Annotated in this window: 14 protein-coding genes and 2 pseudogenes; 6 read left to right on the forward strand and 10 right to left on the reverse strand. The window is 71.8% G+C overall.

The genetic code is table 11. From position 1 onward, the window contains the following. Positions 1-139: 139 nt before the first annotated feature. The 9 genes and pseudogenes from C6361_RS18265 to C6361_RS18305 all read right to left on the reverse strand — a co-directional run bounded on the left by C6361_RS18265 (position 140) and on the right by C6361_RS18305 (position 9670). Positions 140-1834 carry a cation acetate symporter gene (locus C6361_RS18265; RefSeq protein WP_107262575.1) on the reverse strand — a complete coding sequence of 565 codons (1695 nt, stop codon included), beginning with the start codon at positions 1832-1834 and terminating at the stop codon, positions 140-142. Further along, a complete protein-coding gene (locus tag C6361_RS18270; protein WP_107262576.1) occupies positions 1831-2199 on the reverse strand; it encodes a DUF485 domain-containing protein in 369 nt (122 codons plus the stop codon). Before C6361_RS18270 ends, C6361_RS18265 begins: the two co-directional genes overlap by 4 nt. Positions 2200-2473: 274 nt before the next feature. After that, positions 2474-3028 (reverse strand): annotated as a pseudogene (locus tag C6361_RS18275) (flavin reductase family protein); the annotation flags it as partial. Between the two features lie 70 nt (positions 3029-3098). Further along, the gene (locus C6361_RS18280) at positions 3099-4742 is read right to left on the reverse strand and encodes a cation acetate symporter (protein ID WP_107268451.1); all 1644 of its coding nucleotides are present in this window, start codon (positions 4740-4742) and stop codon (positions 3099-3101) included. 1 nt (position 4743) lies between these two features. Beyond that, a complete protein-coding gene (locus C6361_RS18285) occupies positions 4744-5151 on the reverse strand; it encodes a hypothetical protein (RefSeq protein WP_369931440.1) in 408 nt (135 codons plus the stop codon). A gap of 41 nt (positions 5152-5192) precedes the next feature. Next, positions 5193-6896 carry a DUF4153 domain-containing protein gene (locus tag C6361_RS18290; RefSeq protein ID WP_234358883.1) on the reverse strand — a complete coding sequence of 568 codons (1704 nt, stop codon included), beginning with the start codon at positions 6894-6896 and terminating at the stop codon, positions 5193-5195. A 254-nt stretch (positions 6897-7150) separates the two neighbouring features. Further along, positions 7151-8236, reverse strand: a complete 1086-nt coding sequence (locus tag C6361_RS18295; protein ID WP_107264416.1) for a HAMP domain-containing sensor histidine kinase — start codon at positions 8234-8236, stop codon at positions 7151-7153. 29 nt (positions 8237-8265) lie between these two features. Next, on the reverse strand, positions 8266-8952 hold the full coding sequence (locus C6361_RS18300; RefSeq protein ID WP_107262579.1) for a response regulator transcription factor: 687 nt from the start codon (positions 8950-8952) through the stop codon (positions 8266-8268). A gap of 166 nt (positions 8953-9118) precedes the next feature. Beyond that, a complete protein-coding gene (locus tag C6361_RS18305) occupies positions 9119-9670 on the reverse strand; it encodes a phosphoribosyltransferase family protein (RefSeq protein WP_199853018.1) in 552 nt (183 codons plus the stop codon). A 187-nt stretch (positions 9671-9857) separates the two neighbouring features. On the opposite strand from C6361_RS18305, the gene C6361_RS18310 reads away from it, so the two are divergent. The 4 genes from C6361_RS18310 to C6361_RS18325 all read left to right on the forward strand — a co-directional run bounded on the left by C6361_RS18310 (position 9858) and on the right by C6361_RS18325 (position 14303). After that, a complete protein-coding gene (locus tag C6361_RS18310) occupies positions 9858-10496 on the forward strand; it encodes a septal ring lytic transglycosylase RlpA family protein (protein ID WP_107262581.1) in 639 nt (212 codons plus the stop codon). A 192-nt stretch (positions 10497-10688) separates the two neighbouring features. After that, positions 10689-11816 (forward strand): PP2C family protein-serine/threonine phosphatase, encoded by a 1128-nt coding sequence (locus tag C6361_RS18315; protein WP_107268452.1) that lies wholly within the window; start codon positions 10689-10691, stop codon positions 11814-11816. A gap of 182 nt (positions 11817-11998) precedes the next feature. Then, complete coding sequence (locus tag C6361_RS18320; RefSeq protein WP_107268453.1) at positions 11999-13888, forward strand: acyl-CoA dehydrogenase; 1890 nt, start codon at positions 11999-12001, stop codon at positions 13886-13888. A 145-nt stretch (positions 13889-14033) separates the two neighbouring features. Beyond that, the gene (locus C6361_RS18325; protein ID WP_101368713.1) at positions 14034-14303 is read left to right on the forward strand and encodes a DUF6458 family protein; all 270 of its coding nucleotides are present in this window, start codon (positions 14034-14036) and stop codon (positions 14301-14303) included. A gap of 85 nt (positions 14304-14388) precedes the next feature. Here C6361_RS18325 and C6361_RS18330 read toward each other — a convergent pair whose 3' ends face one another. Further along, entirely contained in the window at positions 14389-14955 is a 567-nt protein-coding gene (locus tag C6361_RS18330) for a histidine phosphatase family protein (RefSeq protein ID WP_234359625.1), read from the reverse strand. 310 nt (positions 14956-15265) lie between these two features. On the opposite strand from C6361_RS18330, the gene C6361_RS18335 reads away from it, so the two are divergent. Together C6361_RS18335 and C6361_RS18340 are read left to right on the forward strand one after the other, a co-directional pair. Then, entirely contained in the window at positions 15266-15532 is a 267-nt protein-coding gene (locus tag C6361_RS18335) for a DUF6458 family protein (RefSeq protein ID WP_107268454.1), read from the forward strand. A gap of 152 nt (positions 15533-15684) precedes the next feature. After that, positions 15685-15810, forward strand: a pseudogene (locus C6361_RS18340) (sigma factor-like helix-turn-helix DNA-binding protein); the annotation flags it as partial. Positions 15811-15859 lie beyond the last annotated feature (49 nt).

Genomic DNA, 15859 nt, shown 5'->3' on the forward strand with positions numbered 1-15859 from the left:
CTGATCTCCGGCTGGCCGAGGGACCCGGCCGGAGATGGTCCGCACGGGAGGAGTCGAACGGGTGGTGCCGGGCCACTTTCGGCCCGACACCACCCGTTGTGCGGATCTGACTATCCGTGATCTTTTCCGGAGTCGCCGGTCAGTGCGCCCCGGCGCCGGTGAGGGAACGGACCTCCAGTTCGGCGTACTTGTCCTCGTCCAGCTCCTTCGAGATGATCGTGCCGATCCAACCGCAGAGGAAGCCGATCGGGATGGAGATGATGCCCGGGTTGGAGAGCGGGAACCACTGCCAGTCGTGGTCCGGGAACATCGCGGTGGGCGCCCCGGAGACCACCGGGGAGAAGAACACCAGCCCGACGGCGCTGATCAGACCGCCGTAGATCGCCCAGACCGCACCCGAGGTGTTGAACCTGCGCCAGAAGAGGCTGTAGAGGATCGCCGGCAGGTTGCCGGAGGCCGCCACCGCGAAGGCCAGCGCCACCAGGAACGCCACGTTCAGGTTCTGCGCGAAGATCGACAGCACGATCGAGATCGCGCCGATGATCAGGGCCGAGACCCGGGCGACGTTGACCTCCTGCCGCTCCGACGCCTCGCCGCCCTTGATGACGTTGGCGTAGAAGTCGTGCGCCAGGCTGGACGAGGAGGCCAGGGTGAGCCCGGCGACCACCGCGAGGATGGTGGCGAAGGCCACCGCCGCGATGACCGCGAGCAGGGCGGCCCCGCCGACGTCGCCGCCGAAGAAGTCGACCCCGAGCGCCTCGGCGAGCTGCGGTGCCGCGGTGTTGCCGGCCGCGTCCTGCGCGGTGATCGCCTCCCGGCCCACCAGGGCCGCCGCGCCGAAGCCGAGGGCCAGGGTGAACAGGTAGAAGGTGCCGATGATGCCGATGGCCCAGAGCACGCTCTTCCGGGCCGCCTTGGCGGTCGGCACGGTGTAGAAGCGGATCAGGATGTGCGGCAGGCCGGCCGTACCGAGCACCAGGGCGATGCCGAGGGAGAGCAGGTCGACCTTGTTGTAGAAGGTCTTCGTCGCGTCCCCGGCTACCTCGACGCCGTACCGCAGCCCCGGTTCGAGGAACGCCTGACCCTTGCCGGAGGCGTTCGCCGCGTCGCCGAGCAGGTTGGAGAGGTTGAACTTGTAGTGCGCCAGCACCAGGATCGTCATCACCAGGGCGCCGCCCATCAGCAGGAACGCCTTGACGATCTGCACGTAGGTGGTGCCCTTCATGCCACCGACCGTGACATAGATGATCATGAGAGCGCCGACCATGATGATGGTGGCGATCTTCGCCGCGTCCGCGTCCATGCCGAGGAACGTGGTGCCCGGCCGGATGCCCAGCAGCAGCGCCACCAGGGCACCCGCGCCGACCATCTGGGCCAGCAGGTAGAAGATCGAGACGGTGATCGTGGAGACCGCCGCCGCCGTCCGGACCGGCTTCTGCCGCATCCGGAACGCGAGCACGTCGGCCATCGTGTAGCGACCCGAGTTCCGCAGCAGCTCCGCCACCAGCAGCAGGGCGACCAGCCAGGCGACCAGGAACCCGATCGAGTAGAGGAAGCCGTCGTAGCCGTACAGCGCGATGATGCCGGCGATGCCGAGGAACGACGCGGCCGACATGTAGTCGCCGCCGATCGCCATGCCGTTCTGGAAGCCGGAGAACGAGCGGCCACCCGCGTAGTAGTCGGTGGCCGTCTTGGTCTGCCGGCTGGCCCAGATGGTGATCGCCAGGGTCACCGCGACGAAGACTAGGAAGAGCGTGATGGTCAGGGTACGGGCGGTGCTGCTGCTCCCCGCCTCCGCCGCCAGGGTGAACCCGGCGAGGACGTCTCGACTCATGAGGCCGCCTCCTCCTTCCGCTCGTCCGTCACGCCGTTGAGTTCCTCACGGATCTTGTCGGCGGTCGGGTCCAACCTCCGCTCGGCGTACCGGGAGTAGAGCCAGGCGATCAGGAAGGTGGAGACGAACTGCAACAGCCCGAAGACGAGGGCCACGTTGATGTTGCCGACGATCTTGGTGCCCATGAAACCGCGCGCGTACGCCGAGAGGATCACGTAGAGCGCGTACCAGAGAAAGAACGCCACGGTCATCGGAAAGACGAAGCCGCGCAGCGCCTTGCGCAACCCGACGAACTCGTCCGATCGCTGTGCGGCGACGTACCGGTCCGGGGGTGCGCTGGCCGGTGCGGGAGTGTCCGTAGACATGCTGGTCTCACCACCTTCGCAGGGGCAGGGGAGTTTCCGCGCACCGTATGGAGCCGTCCGGATATCGGAAAGCAGTGATCCGGAGCCTGGTCGGCGGCTGCGCCGAACGGGCCGGTGGCTGCGCCCAGTGACCCCGGTCACGCCGCTTGGCGACACGCCCGCAGCCTGCGACGGTGCGGAAAGCGCGCCCCCGGTCGTCCGCCGAGGCGCGCCGTCGACCCGCCGGGTGAAACGTGAACCGGCCGGGTGAACCGCTAACCGGCCGGGTGAACCGTCAGCCGGCCAGGTCGCGGTAGCGGCCGCGGTGGTGCAGCAGCGGTGCCGCCGCCTCGGCCAGCTCGACCGTCTCGATGGTGGCCTCGACCAGCAGCGCCCAGCCGTACTCCCGGGCCCCGTCCAGCCGGCAGCCGGCCCAGCCGCCGATCCCGGCCCGCGCCCCGCCCGGCACCGGCCCGTACGGCGTACCCGTCCACTCGCCGGAGGCGAAGAGCCCGCCCGGGGCCGGGAACAGCCCGGCGAACCGGTCGGCGAGCTGCCGGTGGGCCGGGCCGAGCAGCGTCACCGCGAACCGGCCGCTGCCGGACGCCGCCGCCCACAGCTCCGACTCCTCGTCGACGAGTCCGAGCAGTCGACCCGGCTCACCGTCGGCGACCAGGGTGGACGAGACGGTCAGCCCGGCCGGACCGGTCGGCTCGCCGGTCGGGGTCGTCCCCGCGTACGCCGTCCAGAGCGTCACCGGCGCCGGCAGCCGGCCGCGCAGCCGACGCACCGGGGAGCGGTCCCGCTCCGGGGTGGCGAACGGGTCGGTGTGATGGATCTGCCCACCCGGCGACTCGGCTCGGTTCACCGCCCCATTGTGCCGGCGGTCCCGCCCCGGCGGCGGCGATGCCCGGACAGCGTCACAGCCGCAGCGTCTCCGGGGCGTGCAGCCGCAGCATCGTCGCGGCGATGTCGGTCGGCGCCCGGCGCCGGGTGGCCAGCGAGACGGTCACCATCACGGTGAAGGCCAGCGGCACCGTCCAGGCGGCCGGCTGGGCGATCAGCACGGCGGGCCAGCCGGCCAGCTCCGGCCCGACCACGGTGAAGAGCACCGCCCCGACCGCCGCGCCCCCGCCGGCCAGGATCCCGGCCGCCGCCCCGGCGTCGGTCAGGCCGCGCCACCAGATGCCGAGCACCAGCAGCGGGCAGAAGCTCGACGCGGCGACCGCGAAGGCCAGCCCCACCACCTGGGAGACGTCCAACCCGGAGACGTTCAGCGCCAGCACCATCGGCACCAGCCCGCCGACGACCGTGGCCAGCCGGAAGTCGCGTACCGAGCCACGGCCGAGCACGTCGGTGGAGAGCACCCCGGCCACGCTGGTGAGCAGGCCGGAGGAGGTGGAGAGGAAGGCGGCGAACGCACCGGCGGCGACCAGGGCGGCCAGCAGCTGCCCGGTCAGGCCGTCGCCGAGCGCCGCGCCGGGCAGCAGTACCACCACCGCGTCGGTCCGCCCGGTCAGCAGCAGTTGCGGGGTGTAGATCCGGCCGAGGACGCCGTACAGGGTGGGGAAGAGGTAGAAGGCGCCGACCAGGGCCAGCACCACCAGGGTGGTGCGGCGGGCCGCCGCGCCGTCCGGATTGGTGTAGAACCGCACGAGTACGTGCGGCAGTCCCATCGTGCCGAGAAAGGTCGCCAGGATCAGCGAGTAGGTGGCGAAGAGCCCCCGGTCGTCGTTGCCGGCCATGCTCGGCAGCAGCCAGTCCGCTCCCCTGGCGGCCTGCACGCCGGAGACCTCCGGCACCGGCTCACCGGCCGCGAAGCTCAGCTCCTCGCCGGGGCGTACCTCCCGGAAGGAGCCGTCCGGCAGGGTGAGCCTGGCCGGCTCCTCGACCACGACGGTGGTCGCGGCCGGGAAGACCGGACCACCGACCGGGGTCACCGGCGGTCGGGCGTCCGCCTGCCACTGCAACACCAGGAAGATCGCGGGTACGGCCAGCGCGGTGAGCTTCAGCCAGTACTGGAACGCCTGCACGAAGGTGACCGCGCGCATCCCGCCCAGCGCCACGTTGGCGGTGACCACGGCGCCGACCAGCAGCGCACCCAGCTCGTACGGCCCACCGGCGACCGTGGTCAGGGTCAGCCCGGCCCCCTGCAACTGTGGCACCAGATAGAGCCAGCCGATGAAGACCACGAAGGCGGTGGCCAGCTTGCGCAGCCGGCGGGAGCCGAGCCGCAGCTCGCAGAAGTCGGGCAGGGTGAACGCCCCGGAGCGGCGCAGCGGCGCGGCCACGAAGAGCAGCAGCGCCAGGTAGCCGGCGGCGAACCCGACCGGATACCAGAGCACGTCCACGCCGTACTTGAGGATCAGGCCGGCGATGCCGAGGAACGAGGCGGCAGAGAGGTATTCCCCGCCGATCGCCGCCGCGTTCCAGGTCGGGCTGACCATCCGGGACGCCACCAGGAAGTCCGAGGTGGTCCGGGCCAGGGTCAGCCCGTAGAAGCCGATCGCCACCGTGACCAGGGTGACCACGATGATCGCCGGCACGGTGTAGACGTTGCCCACCTCAACGCTCCGGCCGCTGCACCACGTCGGTGAAGTCCTGCTCGTTGCGCTCCGCCAGGTGCACGTACGCCCAGCCGACCGCGACCAGGAACGGGAAGGCGGCCACCCCGAGCAGCAGCCAGGGCAGGTTGACCCCGAAGAGCTTCGCCGTGCCGACCTCCGGGGCGATCGCGAAGAGCAGCGGCAGCCCGCCGAGCCCGATCCCGACCACCAGCGACAACCGCAGCGCGAGGGCGAGCTGGGCGCGGATCAGCCCCCGCAGCAGCGCCTCGCCGACCTGGGTCTGCTGGGTCAGCTCGGCCCGGGTCCGCTCGGCGCCGGTGCCGCTGCGGGCCACCTCGGCCAGCACCACCCGGGTCCGGCGCGGCGGTCCGGGCGGCCCCGGCTCCGGCTGCGGATCGATGGGGATGGCCACCTCGGCAGTCTCACCGGCTGGCCGGGAATGTCAAGTCACCAGCGGGGCTGGGTGACCGGGCAGAACGTCCGGTTGGCGGGCGGGCGCTCGGCGATGATCCGCCGGGCCTGGATCCGGGCGAGGTTGGTCTCCCGCCAGTCGTCCGGCGGCAGGTCGTCCTCGTACTGCCACAGCGCGCAGTCGCGCAGCTCGCCCGGCAGCCGGTCCAGCGCCGGTACGGCGTCGGCGGAGAGCCCGGTGAGATAGTCCACGTCGATCCGGCCGGTCCGCTGGTACCGGTCGACGTTGTGTTCGGCGATCAGCCGGTCCGGGTTCGCCAGCGCCAGGGCGAGCAGCGCGAGTACCGCCGTACCGACCGCCACCCCGGGCAGCCAGCGGGCGGCCAGCCGTACCCCGGCCACCGCGACCAGCAGGAAGAGCAGGCCCAACCACGCCTCGCAGACGGCGACGAGCAGCCGGAGCCGGGTCGCGCCGTACGCGTCGGCGTAGACGTCCATCCGGAACAGCGCCGAGGCCACCACCACCAGGCTGAGCAGGGTGAGCCCGCCGAGCAGGATCCGGATCAGCGCCCGGTCGGCCCGGCTCTCCCGGGGCGCCCAGCGGGCGGCGGCACCGATCACCAGCAGGGTGAGCAGGGAGACCGCGAGCAGTTGCCAGAAGCCGCGCCGGGCGTACTCGGCGTAGCTGAGCCCGGCGGTGCGCAGTACGTGGTCCGAACCGCCGAAGAGGGTGGTGACCTGGACCGCCACGAACCCGGCGAAGAGTACGACGAGCAGCCCGATCGGCAGTACCCACTCGGCCCGGCGCAGCCGTCGCCGGCTCGGGCCGGACGCCATGCCGGTCAGGTCCGGCGGGGCCGCGAGCACGTACGCCGCACCGAGCAGCGCCGCGCCGACCGCCCCGAAGACGAACACCCAGCGGAACACGGTGGCGCCGGACAGTTCCGGCAGGAGCCGGTCCACCAGCCCGGCGAAGGCCGCGTCGGCGGAGGAGAAGAGCAGGCCGAAGAGGACCAGCAGGCCGATCGAGACCAGGACGCTGACCAGGGTACGGCCGATCGCCGGTCCCCGGCCCGATCCCGAGGCCCGGGCCAGCCCCTTGGCCAGCCACGGCATCGACCGGATCACGGCCGTCGGCGGGACCAGGGCGGAGAGCAGCATCGCGCGTACCGACCGGCCGTCCGTGAGGGTCAGCGTCGCGGTGACCGCCGAGGTGAGCAGGCAGAGTACGAAGAGCCAGCCCGCCGCCCGGATGGTGCCGACGCCGAGCAGCGCCACGGTGGTGGCGGCCCAGAACGGCCGTAGCCAGCCGATCCGCCGCCACCCACCGGCCTGCCTGGGCGGTGCTGCGGTTGCCGGTTGAGGCTGCGGGCTTGCCGGTTGGGGCTGCGGGGTTGTCAGGTGGGGTTGCGGGGTTGCCGGTTGGGGCGGCGCGGTTGGGTGGACGCCGTGGGAGCTGCTCCCGGCAGGTCGGCTGGGCCGGGCGGCGGTGACCAGTGCCGCCGTTCCCGCCGCACCGGCGACCAGCCAGCCGAGCCCGGGACGGGTCAGCGGGAGGCTCACCGCGGCCACGGCGGCCGCCGCGGCCACTCCGACCAGTACCGGCTGGGCCGGGCCGCCGGCGGGTCCGGGCCAGCGGGTCGCGATCCAGGACGGCGGAGGCGGCTGCGGCGGCCACGTCGGCACCGCCCAGCCACCGGGCGCGGCGGGATGGTACGCCCCGGCCTGACCGGGCGGCACGGGTCGGCCCTGTGCCGCCGGCCGGACCTGGGCTGAGGGCTGGCTCTGGGTCGGGGGCTGGCCCTGTGCTGGAAGCTGGCTCTGTGCTGGGGGCTGGCCCTGGGTCGGGGGGTGGTTCTGCGTCGGCGGCTGGCCCTGGGTCGGGGGGTGGGTCGGATTCCCGGGGGCGACCGGTGCCGCTGTCGTCGGCGTCGGGGTCGGCGTGGAAGTCGTCGGTCCGGTCGGCCGGTCGTTCATCGTCGGTTCCACCTCGTTCAACGTTGTTCCACCAGTAGGGCGGAGTGGTCCCCGTCGGGCGGCGCCACCATCGGCAGGCTCACCCGGATCTGGCAGCCGACCGGACGGTCGGCGCGGTTCGTCGTACCGGGCTCGATCAGGGGACGGTCGGCGACGGCGATGCTGCCGCCGTGCAGTTCCACCACCCAGTGCGCGATCGCCAGGCCCAGCCCGGTGCCGCCGTCGCTGGTCCGCTCGCCCCGGGTGAAGCGTTCGAACACCTCCGGCCGGAGCCGGGCCGGGATCCCCTCGCCCTCGTCGGTCACCTCGAACCGCAACTCGTCACCGACCCGCTGCGCGGCGACCAGTACCCGGCCGCCGGGTGGACTGTGCCGGGCGGCGTTGTCCAGCAGGTTGGCGAAGACCTGGTGCAGCCGGCGCGGATCGGCCTGCACGGTCAACCGGGCGGACTGCTGGCGTACCTCGAACCGGACGTTGCGCCCCGCCCCGGCCGCGGTGACGGTGGCCTGTTGGATCACCTCGTCCAGGAACTCCGCCACGTCGACGTTCTCCCGGCGTAGTGGCAGCACCCCGGCGTCCAGGCGGGACAGGTCGAGCAGGTCGGCGACGAGGTGACCGAGCCGCTCGGTCTGGGCCAGTGCGACCCGCAGCGTCGGCAGGTCCGGCTCCGCCACCCCGTCGACGATGTTCTCCAGTACGCCCTGGAGGGCGGTGATCGGGGTACGCAGCTCGTGCGACACGTTCGCGATCAGCTCGCGGCGGCGCCGGTCGGCCTCGGCCAGGTCCCCGGCCATCTGGTTGAACGCGGCGGCCAGGGTGCCGACCTCGTCCCGGGAACTGGCCCGGACCTGCCGGGTGTAGTCGCCCCGGGCCATCGCCCGGGCCGCCGCCGTCATCTCCCGCAGCGGTGAGGTCATGCCGTGGGCCAGCACCTGCGAGGTGAGCAGCGCCAGCCCGATGGCCGTCCCGGTGGTCCAGGGCGGCAGCCAGCCGATGCCGATGATGAAGACGGTCATCCCGGCGGCACCCGAGCCGACGATCAGGATGCCGAGCTTCAGCTTTATCGACCAGATCGGGTCCAGCGGTCGGGGCAGCGCGTCCATCGTCCGGTTGACGCCGGTCCAGAAGCTTGTCACGGCCGTACCTCCAACGCGTAGCCGACTCCGTGCACGGTGCGGATCAGATCGGCGCCGAGCTTGCGGCGCAGCGCCTTGACGTGGCTGTCGACGGTTCGGGTGCCCGAGCTGTCGGCCCAGCCCCAGACGTCGGCGAGCAGCCGCTCCCGGGGCAGTACCATCCGGGGCCGGTTGGCGAAGTGCGTCAGCAGGTCGAATTCGGTCGGGGTCAGGTGCGCCTCGACCCCGTCGCGGCGGACCCGTCGCTCGGCCTGGTTGATTTCGAGGTCGCCGAGCCGGAGGATCTCGGCGCCGTTGCGGGCCGAGGTCGCGGCCCGGTCGACCCGGCGCAGCAGCGCGTGCACCCGGGCGGCGAGTTCGCGCAGCGAGAACGGCTTGGTGAGGTAGTCGTCGGCACCGACGGCGAGCCCGACCAGCAGGTCCGTCTCGTCGTCCCGGGCGGTCAGCATCAGCACCGGTACCGGCCGGTCGGCCTGGATCCGTCGGCACACCTCCAGGCCGTCGAAGCCGGGCAGCATCACGTCGAGGACGACCAGCTCCGGCCGGCTGTTCCGGAACGCCTCGACCGCGCCCGGCCCGTCCCGGGCGATCTCCACCACGAAGCCCTCGGCTCGCAGTCGGGCAGCCACCGACTCGGCGATGGTGCGCTCGTCCTCCACGACCAGGATTCGGCGTTCCGTCATGGCCTGACTGTAGAAAGCCTGCGTGCGGGAACCTCGATCACGTTGTGAACAACCTGTGGAGAACCGCGTCGCGCTTGTGGATAACCGTCGTACCAGGAGAAATCGCCTCCCGGTGCCGCCGCTGTGCACACCCGGGAGCGAGCGTCCGGGAGTGCTGCCGGTCGGCTCAGCGGTCCAGGTCGGCCGGGGTGAGCAGGCTGTCGAGCCGCAGTTCCGCCGCCACCTCCGGCGCTGCCTCGGTGACCAGGCAGGTCGTGCCGAGCACGGTGGCTCCGCGTAGGGCGGCGATCTCGTGCAGGGCGCGTACCTGGGCGCCGCTGGCCACCCAGTCGTCCACCACCAGTACCCGGTCGCCGGGTCCCAGGTGCCGGTTGCGTACCCCGAGAGCCAGCCGGCGGCCCCGGTAGTCGGACCCGGTCCACGCCCAGGTGGTCGGCTCGGCGATCCGCCGCTCGCCGGTGTTCTTGTAGGCCGGGACGAACCCGACGCCCAGCGCGGTCGCCACCAGTGGCCCGAGCAGCAGGCCGGTGACCTCGGGCGCGACCACGACGGTGGGTGGGTCCGCCCGGAACGGTTCGGCCAGGGCGGGGCCGAGCCCGGCGAGAATCGTCCCGTCCCGCCACCAGCCGGAGACGTCGCTGACCAGGTGCGTGCTCTCCGGCCCCGGGTCGGTCCACCGGAACGCCTCGACCAGCCGCCTGCTCAGCTCAGCCCGCACGGAGACCATCTTGCGGCATCGCCGGTGTACTCCGGGTACGGGCACGACCTACCCACTCCGGGTCGGATGATCGGCTACACGTTTCACCACATAACCGGGCGAAAGCAGATGATCACGTTGACTTCCGAAGTGCCAACCTCGTTACGGTCCGACCCGATCTCTGTTGTTCCTTCGAGAGGACGGTGCGGTGGCTGGGAAGCATGCCCGAGTTCGGATCCTGCGCTGGCCGACCGGCGTGGTGGCGGCCGGTGCGGTCGCCGTCGCCCTGGTCGGGGCGGGTGCGGCCGGAGTGGTGACGTTCGGTACCGAGCCAACCGCCAACTCCGCCCCGGCCCTGGTCGACGTCACCACGCCGGCCACCCCGGACGGGCCGGTGACGACGTCGCCGACGCCCACCCCGGACGCGGTCACGCCCACCCCGACGCGGTCGCCGGAGCGCGCCTCGCGGGCCAGTTCCCGCCCCTCGCCGAGCCAGAGCCGCAGCGCCACCGCGAAGAAGCCCGCCAGCAAGCGGCCGGCGACCAGCCCGACGACCCGGGTGGTGCAGACCGGCTCGTGCGGCGCCTCCTACTACGACCAGGGGCAGGTCACCGCGAACGGTGAGTCCTTCAACCCGAACGCGTTGACCGCCGCGCACAAGACGCTGCCCTTCGACACCCGGGTCCGGGTGACGAACCCCGACAACGGCCGGTCGGTGGTGGTCCGGATCAACGACCGGGGGCCGTTCATCGAGGGCCGCTGCATCGACCTGTCCCGGGCCGGCTTCGAGGCGATCGCCGCGCTGAGCCTCGGCGCCATCGACGTACGGTACGAGGTCCTCGGCTGAGCGGTACGACGGCTCGGTGACCGGGCGAACGCGCGATGTGAGGTACGTGATCCAAGAATGTTCATTCGACTTGCAACGGTTGGCTGACTCGCCGACAAGATCCGGCGGATCCGGACCGGTGGGATGCGCCAGGTGGCCAGAACGCGATCGGACGAGGAGTCAACTTCGTACAATCGCGGTCGTCGATCAGGCATGCTGTTCCGCGTACCCATGCGACTGATGCCACCGGGCCCTCGCCCGCTGAGCCAAGGTTCCCGCGCCGGTCTCGGCGCGGCCCTCGTGCTGCTCGCGCTCGTCTCGGTGGTCGAGTTCGCGGACGATTCCAAGGTCAACTATGTCGGCCTGGTCGCGGCGGCCCCGTTCCTGGCCGCCGCGTTCGCCTCCTGGCGGGTGGTGCTCGCGGTCGGCGTGATCGCCACCCTGCTGGCCGCCTCGCTGGCCTGGGACGGCCGGGTCGTGCCGCTGGCCACCACGGTCAACCTGATCGGCGTGGTGTTGGCGACGGCGATCGCGGCGCTCTTCGCGGTGATCCGGCAGCGGCAGGAGGAGCGGATCGCCGAGCTGTCCAAACTCGCCTCGGTGGCCCAGCAGGCGGTGCTGCGCCCGGTCGGCCCGCAGGTCGGCAGCCTGGCCGTGGCCGGGCACTACATCTCGTCGACCGCCGCCGCCGACATCGGCGGTGACCTGTACGAGGCGATCGACACCCCGTACGGCGTGCGGATCATCATCGGTGACGTCCGGGGCAAGGGGCTCGACGCGGTCCGGCTGGCCAGCATCGTGCTCGGCTCCTACCGGCACGTGGCGTACGAGCGGGCCGACCTGCGGGCCATCGTGGCCGACCTGGACCGGGCGGTGGCCCGCAACGTCGGCGACGAGGACTTCGTCACCGCCGCGCTGGTGGAGGAGCGGGGCGGCACGCTCACGATCGTCAACTGTGGTCATCCGGCTCCCCTGCTGCTCCGGCGCGGTCAGGTGATTCCGATGGAGCCACCGGCGCCCGCTCCGCCGCTCGGGTTCATGCCGGTGGTCCGGCCCCGGGTGGAGCGGCTCGAACCGGGTGACCGGCTGCTGCTCTTCACCGACGGGCTCGGCGAGGCCCGCCGGGACGGGGAGTTCTTCCCGACCGTGGACCGAGCCTGGCGGCTGCTCGGGCACGGCACGGTCGCCGACGGCCTGGCCTCGCTGGAGACGGCCCTGGTCGAGTGGGTACGCGGCCGGCTCGACGACGACATCGCGCTGGTCCTGATGGAATACCCGGGACCGCACTCGGCAACCGCGTCGCCGGTGCCGAGCTGGGAGGTCGGCGCCCCCGACAACTGACCGGATTCGGCAACCGCGTCGGCGGTTGCGAGGCGGACGTCCGGTCCGGCACCTTGCGTAAGGTTGCTGTCACTGTGGTGCGGGTCACTGGTACCGGCGCTCCGCAGTGACTTACTCGCTAGTAATATAACTCCTGTTACTGCCGGGTAACCTGTGTTTGCGAGTCCGGGGGGCAGAGGCGTATGACCCACTACAGGAGCAATCGGCGAGACCTCGAGTTCAACCTCTTCGAGGTCTTCGGCGCGGACCAGGCGTTCGGCGCCGGCCCGTACGCCGAACTCGACGCCGACACCGCGCGGAGCGTGCTCGCCGAGGTCGAGCGGATGGCCCGGGAGGACCTGGCCGCCAGCTACGCCTCCAGCGACCGCAACCCGCCGGTCTTCGACCCGGCCACGCACACCGCGCCGCTGCCCGAGCCGTTCAAGAAGTCCTACCACACGATGATGGGCTCCGAGTTCTGGCGGATGGACCTGCCGGCCGAACTCGACGGCACGATGGCGCCCCGCGCGCTCTGGTGGTCCGCCGCCGAACTGATCCTCGGCGCCAACGCGCCACTGTGGATGTACGCCGGTGGCCCCTCCTTCGCGCACACCCTCTACCGGGAGGGCACCGAGCAGCAGAAGAAGTGGGCCAAGCTCTTCGTCGAGAAGCAGTGGGCCGCGACCATGGTGCTCACCGAGCCGGACGCCGGCTCGGACGTCGGCGCCGGCCGGGCCCGGGCGATCCCGCAGCCGGACGGTTCCTGGCACATCGAGGGCGTCAAGCGCTTCATCACCAGCGGTGAGCACGACCTGACGGACAACATCATCCACTATGTCCTGGCCCGGCCGGTCGGGGTCGAGGGGGTCGGCGGGCCCGGCACCAAGGGTCTCTCGCTCTTCATCGTCCCGAAGTTCCACTTCGACTCCGAGACCGGGGAGCTGGGCGAGCGCAACGGCGTCTACGCCACCAACCTCGAACACAAGATGGGGCTGAAGGTCTCGAACACCTGCGAGATGACCTTCGGCGAGCACGGCGTACCGGCCAAGGGCTGGCTGCTGGGCGACGTGCACGACGGCATCCGGCAGATGTTCCTGATCATCGAGTACGCCCGGATGATGGTCGGCACCAAGGCGATCGCCACGCTCTCCACCGGCTACCTCAACGCGCTGGAGTACGCGAAGAGCCGGGTGCAGGGCGCCGACCTGCTCCGCTCGACGGACAGGAACGCCCCCCGGGTGACCATCACGCACCACCCGGACGTGCGCCGTTCGCTGATGCTGCAGAAGGCGTACGCCGAGGGCCTGCGTGCGCTGGTCTGCTACACCGCGACCTGGCAGGACCGGATCAACATCGCCGAGGCGAACGGTGACGAGTCGACCGCCAAGCTGGCCAAGGGCGTCAACGACCTGTTGCTGCCGCTGGTCAAGGGTGTCGGCTCGGAACGCGCCTACGAGCTGCTCGGCCACGAGTCGTTGCAGACGTTCGGCGGCTCCGGTTTCCTCCAGGACTACCCGCTGGAGCAGTACGTCCGGGACGCGAAGATCGACACCCTCTACGAGGGTACGACCGCCATCCAGAGCCTCGACCTCTTCTTCCGGAAGATCGTCCGGGATCGCGGTACCAGCCTGATGGCGGTGGCCGGCGAGATCGCGGCGTTCGTGGAGGCCGGTGGCGCGGAGTCCGCCGCGACGGACTCGGCCGAGCCGGGCGACGGGCAGCTCAAGGAGGAGCGGGCCGCGCTGGGTCGGGCGCTCGGCGAGGTGCAGGCGATGGTCGGCACGATGACCGGGTGGCTCGGCGACGCCCAGGGCGGCGATGCCCGGGCGCTCTACAAGGTCGGGCTCAGCAGCCGGCGCTTCCTGCTCGCCGTCGGCGACCTGGTGGTCGGCTGGCTGCTCCAGCGGCAGGCCGAGGTGGCGCTGCGGGCGCTGAGTGGCGAGGTGACCCCGGCGGACAAGGCGTTCTACACCGGCAAGCTGGCCGCCGCCCGGTTCTTCGCCCGCGAGGTGCTGCCCCGGATCGGTGCCGACCGGCGGATCGTCCAGGCCGCCGACCTGGAGCTGATGGACCTGCCCGAGGAAGCCTTCTAGTCGGGCGGAATCGGGAGCGCTTTTTCGGCGGCCGGGGAGCTGTTGCTCCCCGGCCGCCGCGCTATTGTTGAGGCGGTGCTAGGAGCAGTTTGACCTGATTTGTCATGAAAGCCCACGACCCATCGCACGGGGGAGTGCAGCGGACATGGGCATCGGTACGGGAATTTTCCTCATCACCCTGGGGGCCATCCTGACGTTCGCGGTCAGGGCGAACGTCTGGTGGCTCGACCTTCGAGCGGTCGGCTGGGTCTTCATCCTGGCCGGGGTCGCGGTGCTGGCCACCACGCTGTGGTACTGGCAGGACCGCAAGAAGCGGGCGCGGACCCTGATCGTCGAGGAGAACAGGCTGTCGCATCCGACGGCGATGATGCCGCCGCCGCCGGATCCGCCGCCGCCGAGCGCACCACCCACCTGACATCCCCGGTGCCCGACCCGGTGGCGACGTCACCGGGCCGGGCACCGGCTCGTCCGGTACCCGACCGGTCGGCCCGCGAGGCCGGTCAGCCCCGGGCGGTGTGCCACTTCACGATCGGTCCCGCCTGGGCGCGTACGTCCGCCCACTCGCCGTCGATCCGGTGGATCACGATTCCGCTGGTACGCAGCCCTTCCGGGTCCGCGTGCACCGGATCGAGCAGAGTGGACAGCTCCGAGATGGCCGGGTTGTGCCCGATCAACAGCAGCGTGTCCGCCGCCGGATCCGTACCACGGACGAGTTCGAGCAGGTCCGCCGCGTGCCCGTGGTAGATGCGCTGGTCGTACCGGACCGCCGGTACCGCGCCACCGCCGGCCGGACCGGTCCCGGCGGCCGCGGTCGGTGCCGGGGCGGTCTGTCCGGCCGGTACGCCGAGCGGGCGGATCGGCGGTGCCGCCATGCCCAGCGCGACGTCGTGCCAGGTCTGCCGGGTGCGCTTGGCGGGCGAGCAGAGCACCACCGTCGGCAGGTAGCCGCCGTGCCCCAGCCAGGCGCCCGCGGCGGCGGCGTCCGCGTGCCCACGGGCGGTGAGCGGGCGGTCCGCGTCCGGCGCGGTGGTGGGCCGCTCGGCCTTCGCGTGCCGGAGCAGCACCAGGCTCCGTCCGGGTACCTCCGGCCGCCGCGCGCCGCCCGGATCGCCGTCTCCACCTGTCCCGCCGGCCGCGCTGGTCTGCGTCACGTTGGTCTCCCTGGTCGCCTGGCGTCTGCGTCCCGTCGGTCCGGTACCCGGTCGGCGGCGCCCCGTCCGGTCCGGCCGCCGTCCTGCCGGTTTCGCACCGACCAGGACCCTCCTACCAGCTTGCCGGATTCGGATTTGAAACGCCTGGGTATGTCGATGGATGCCGCGACCGTAGCCGGGACACCGGCGCGACCGGTACCAGTCGACAGCCTAGGAGGGCGATCCAGTGGGCATCGGTGGAAGCATTTTTCTCATTGCTCTCGGCGCGATCCTCGCCTTCGCGGTGAACGTCGAGACGGGCTGGCTCAACCTCAACGTCGTCGGCCTGGTGCTGATGCTCGCCGGAGTGGCCGGGCTGGTGATGACCAGCTACCTCTGGCGCAACCGGCGCCGTACCGTCGTCACGCCGGTGGTCGACCCCCGGGTGCCGGGGCGCGAGGAGCAGATCGTCGAGGAGTACCACGAGGTGCGGCGTCCCGGCCGCCCGCTCTGAGCGGGCGGGCCGGTCGACCGACCTCTGACAGTGAGGATGTAGGAGCGGGTCACCCGGCCGGTCTGACTCAGCCTCTGACTGACCTTGGGTGTCTTCTAGGGGATTCGTCGGTCTGCCCGGGTGACCCGTTCCTGCACTCACCGACCGGGCGCCGCTTCTACGGCAACCTCACCCAATCCCAAATCGCCGAACAAATCGGCGTCTCCCAAATGCACATCAGCCGCCTCCTCACCCGCGCCCTCACCAAACTCCGCGGCCAACTCGCCGACACGTACTGACCGGTGCGCCCGGCCGCCCGACCCCGGGCGGCCCACCGGCCGGTTATCC

It is taken from the genome of Plantactinospora sp. BC1, assembly GCF_003030345.1.
GTDB lineage: Bacteria > Actinomycetota > Actinomycetes > Mycobacteriales > Micromonosporaceae > Plantactinospora.

Excerpts from the sequence above, each read along its gene's own strand:
- C6361_RS18315 (WP_107268452.1), top strand. The coding sequence starts at position 10,689 with ATGCTGTTCCGCGTACCCATGCGACTGATGCCACCGGGCCCTCGCCCG.
- C6361_RS18320 (WP_107268453.1), top strand. The coding sequence starts at position 11,999 with ATGACCCACTACAGGAGCAATCGGCGAGACCTCGAGTTCAACCTCTTC.
- C6361_RS18300 (WP_107262579.1), bottom strand. The coding sequence starts at position 8,952 with ATGACGGAACGCCGAATCCTGGTCGTGGAGGACGAGCGCACCATCGCC.
- C6361_RS18265 (WP_107262575.1), bottom strand. The coding sequence starts at position 1,834 with ATGAGTCGAGACGTCCTCGCCGGGTTCACCCTGGCGGCGGAGGCGGGG.
- C6361_RS18295 (WP_107264416.1), bottom strand. The coding sequence starts at position 8,236 with ATGGACGCGCTGCCCCGACCGCTGGACCCGATCTGGTCGATAAAGCTG.
- C6361_RS18270 (WP_107262576.1), bottom strand. The coding sequence starts at position 2,199 with ATGTCTACGGACACTCCCGCACCGGCCAGCGCACCCCCGGACCGGTAC.
- C6361_RS18325 (WP_101368713.1), top strand. The coding sequence starts at position 14,034 with ATGGGCATCGGTACGGGAATTTTCCTCATCACCCTGGGGGCCATCCTG.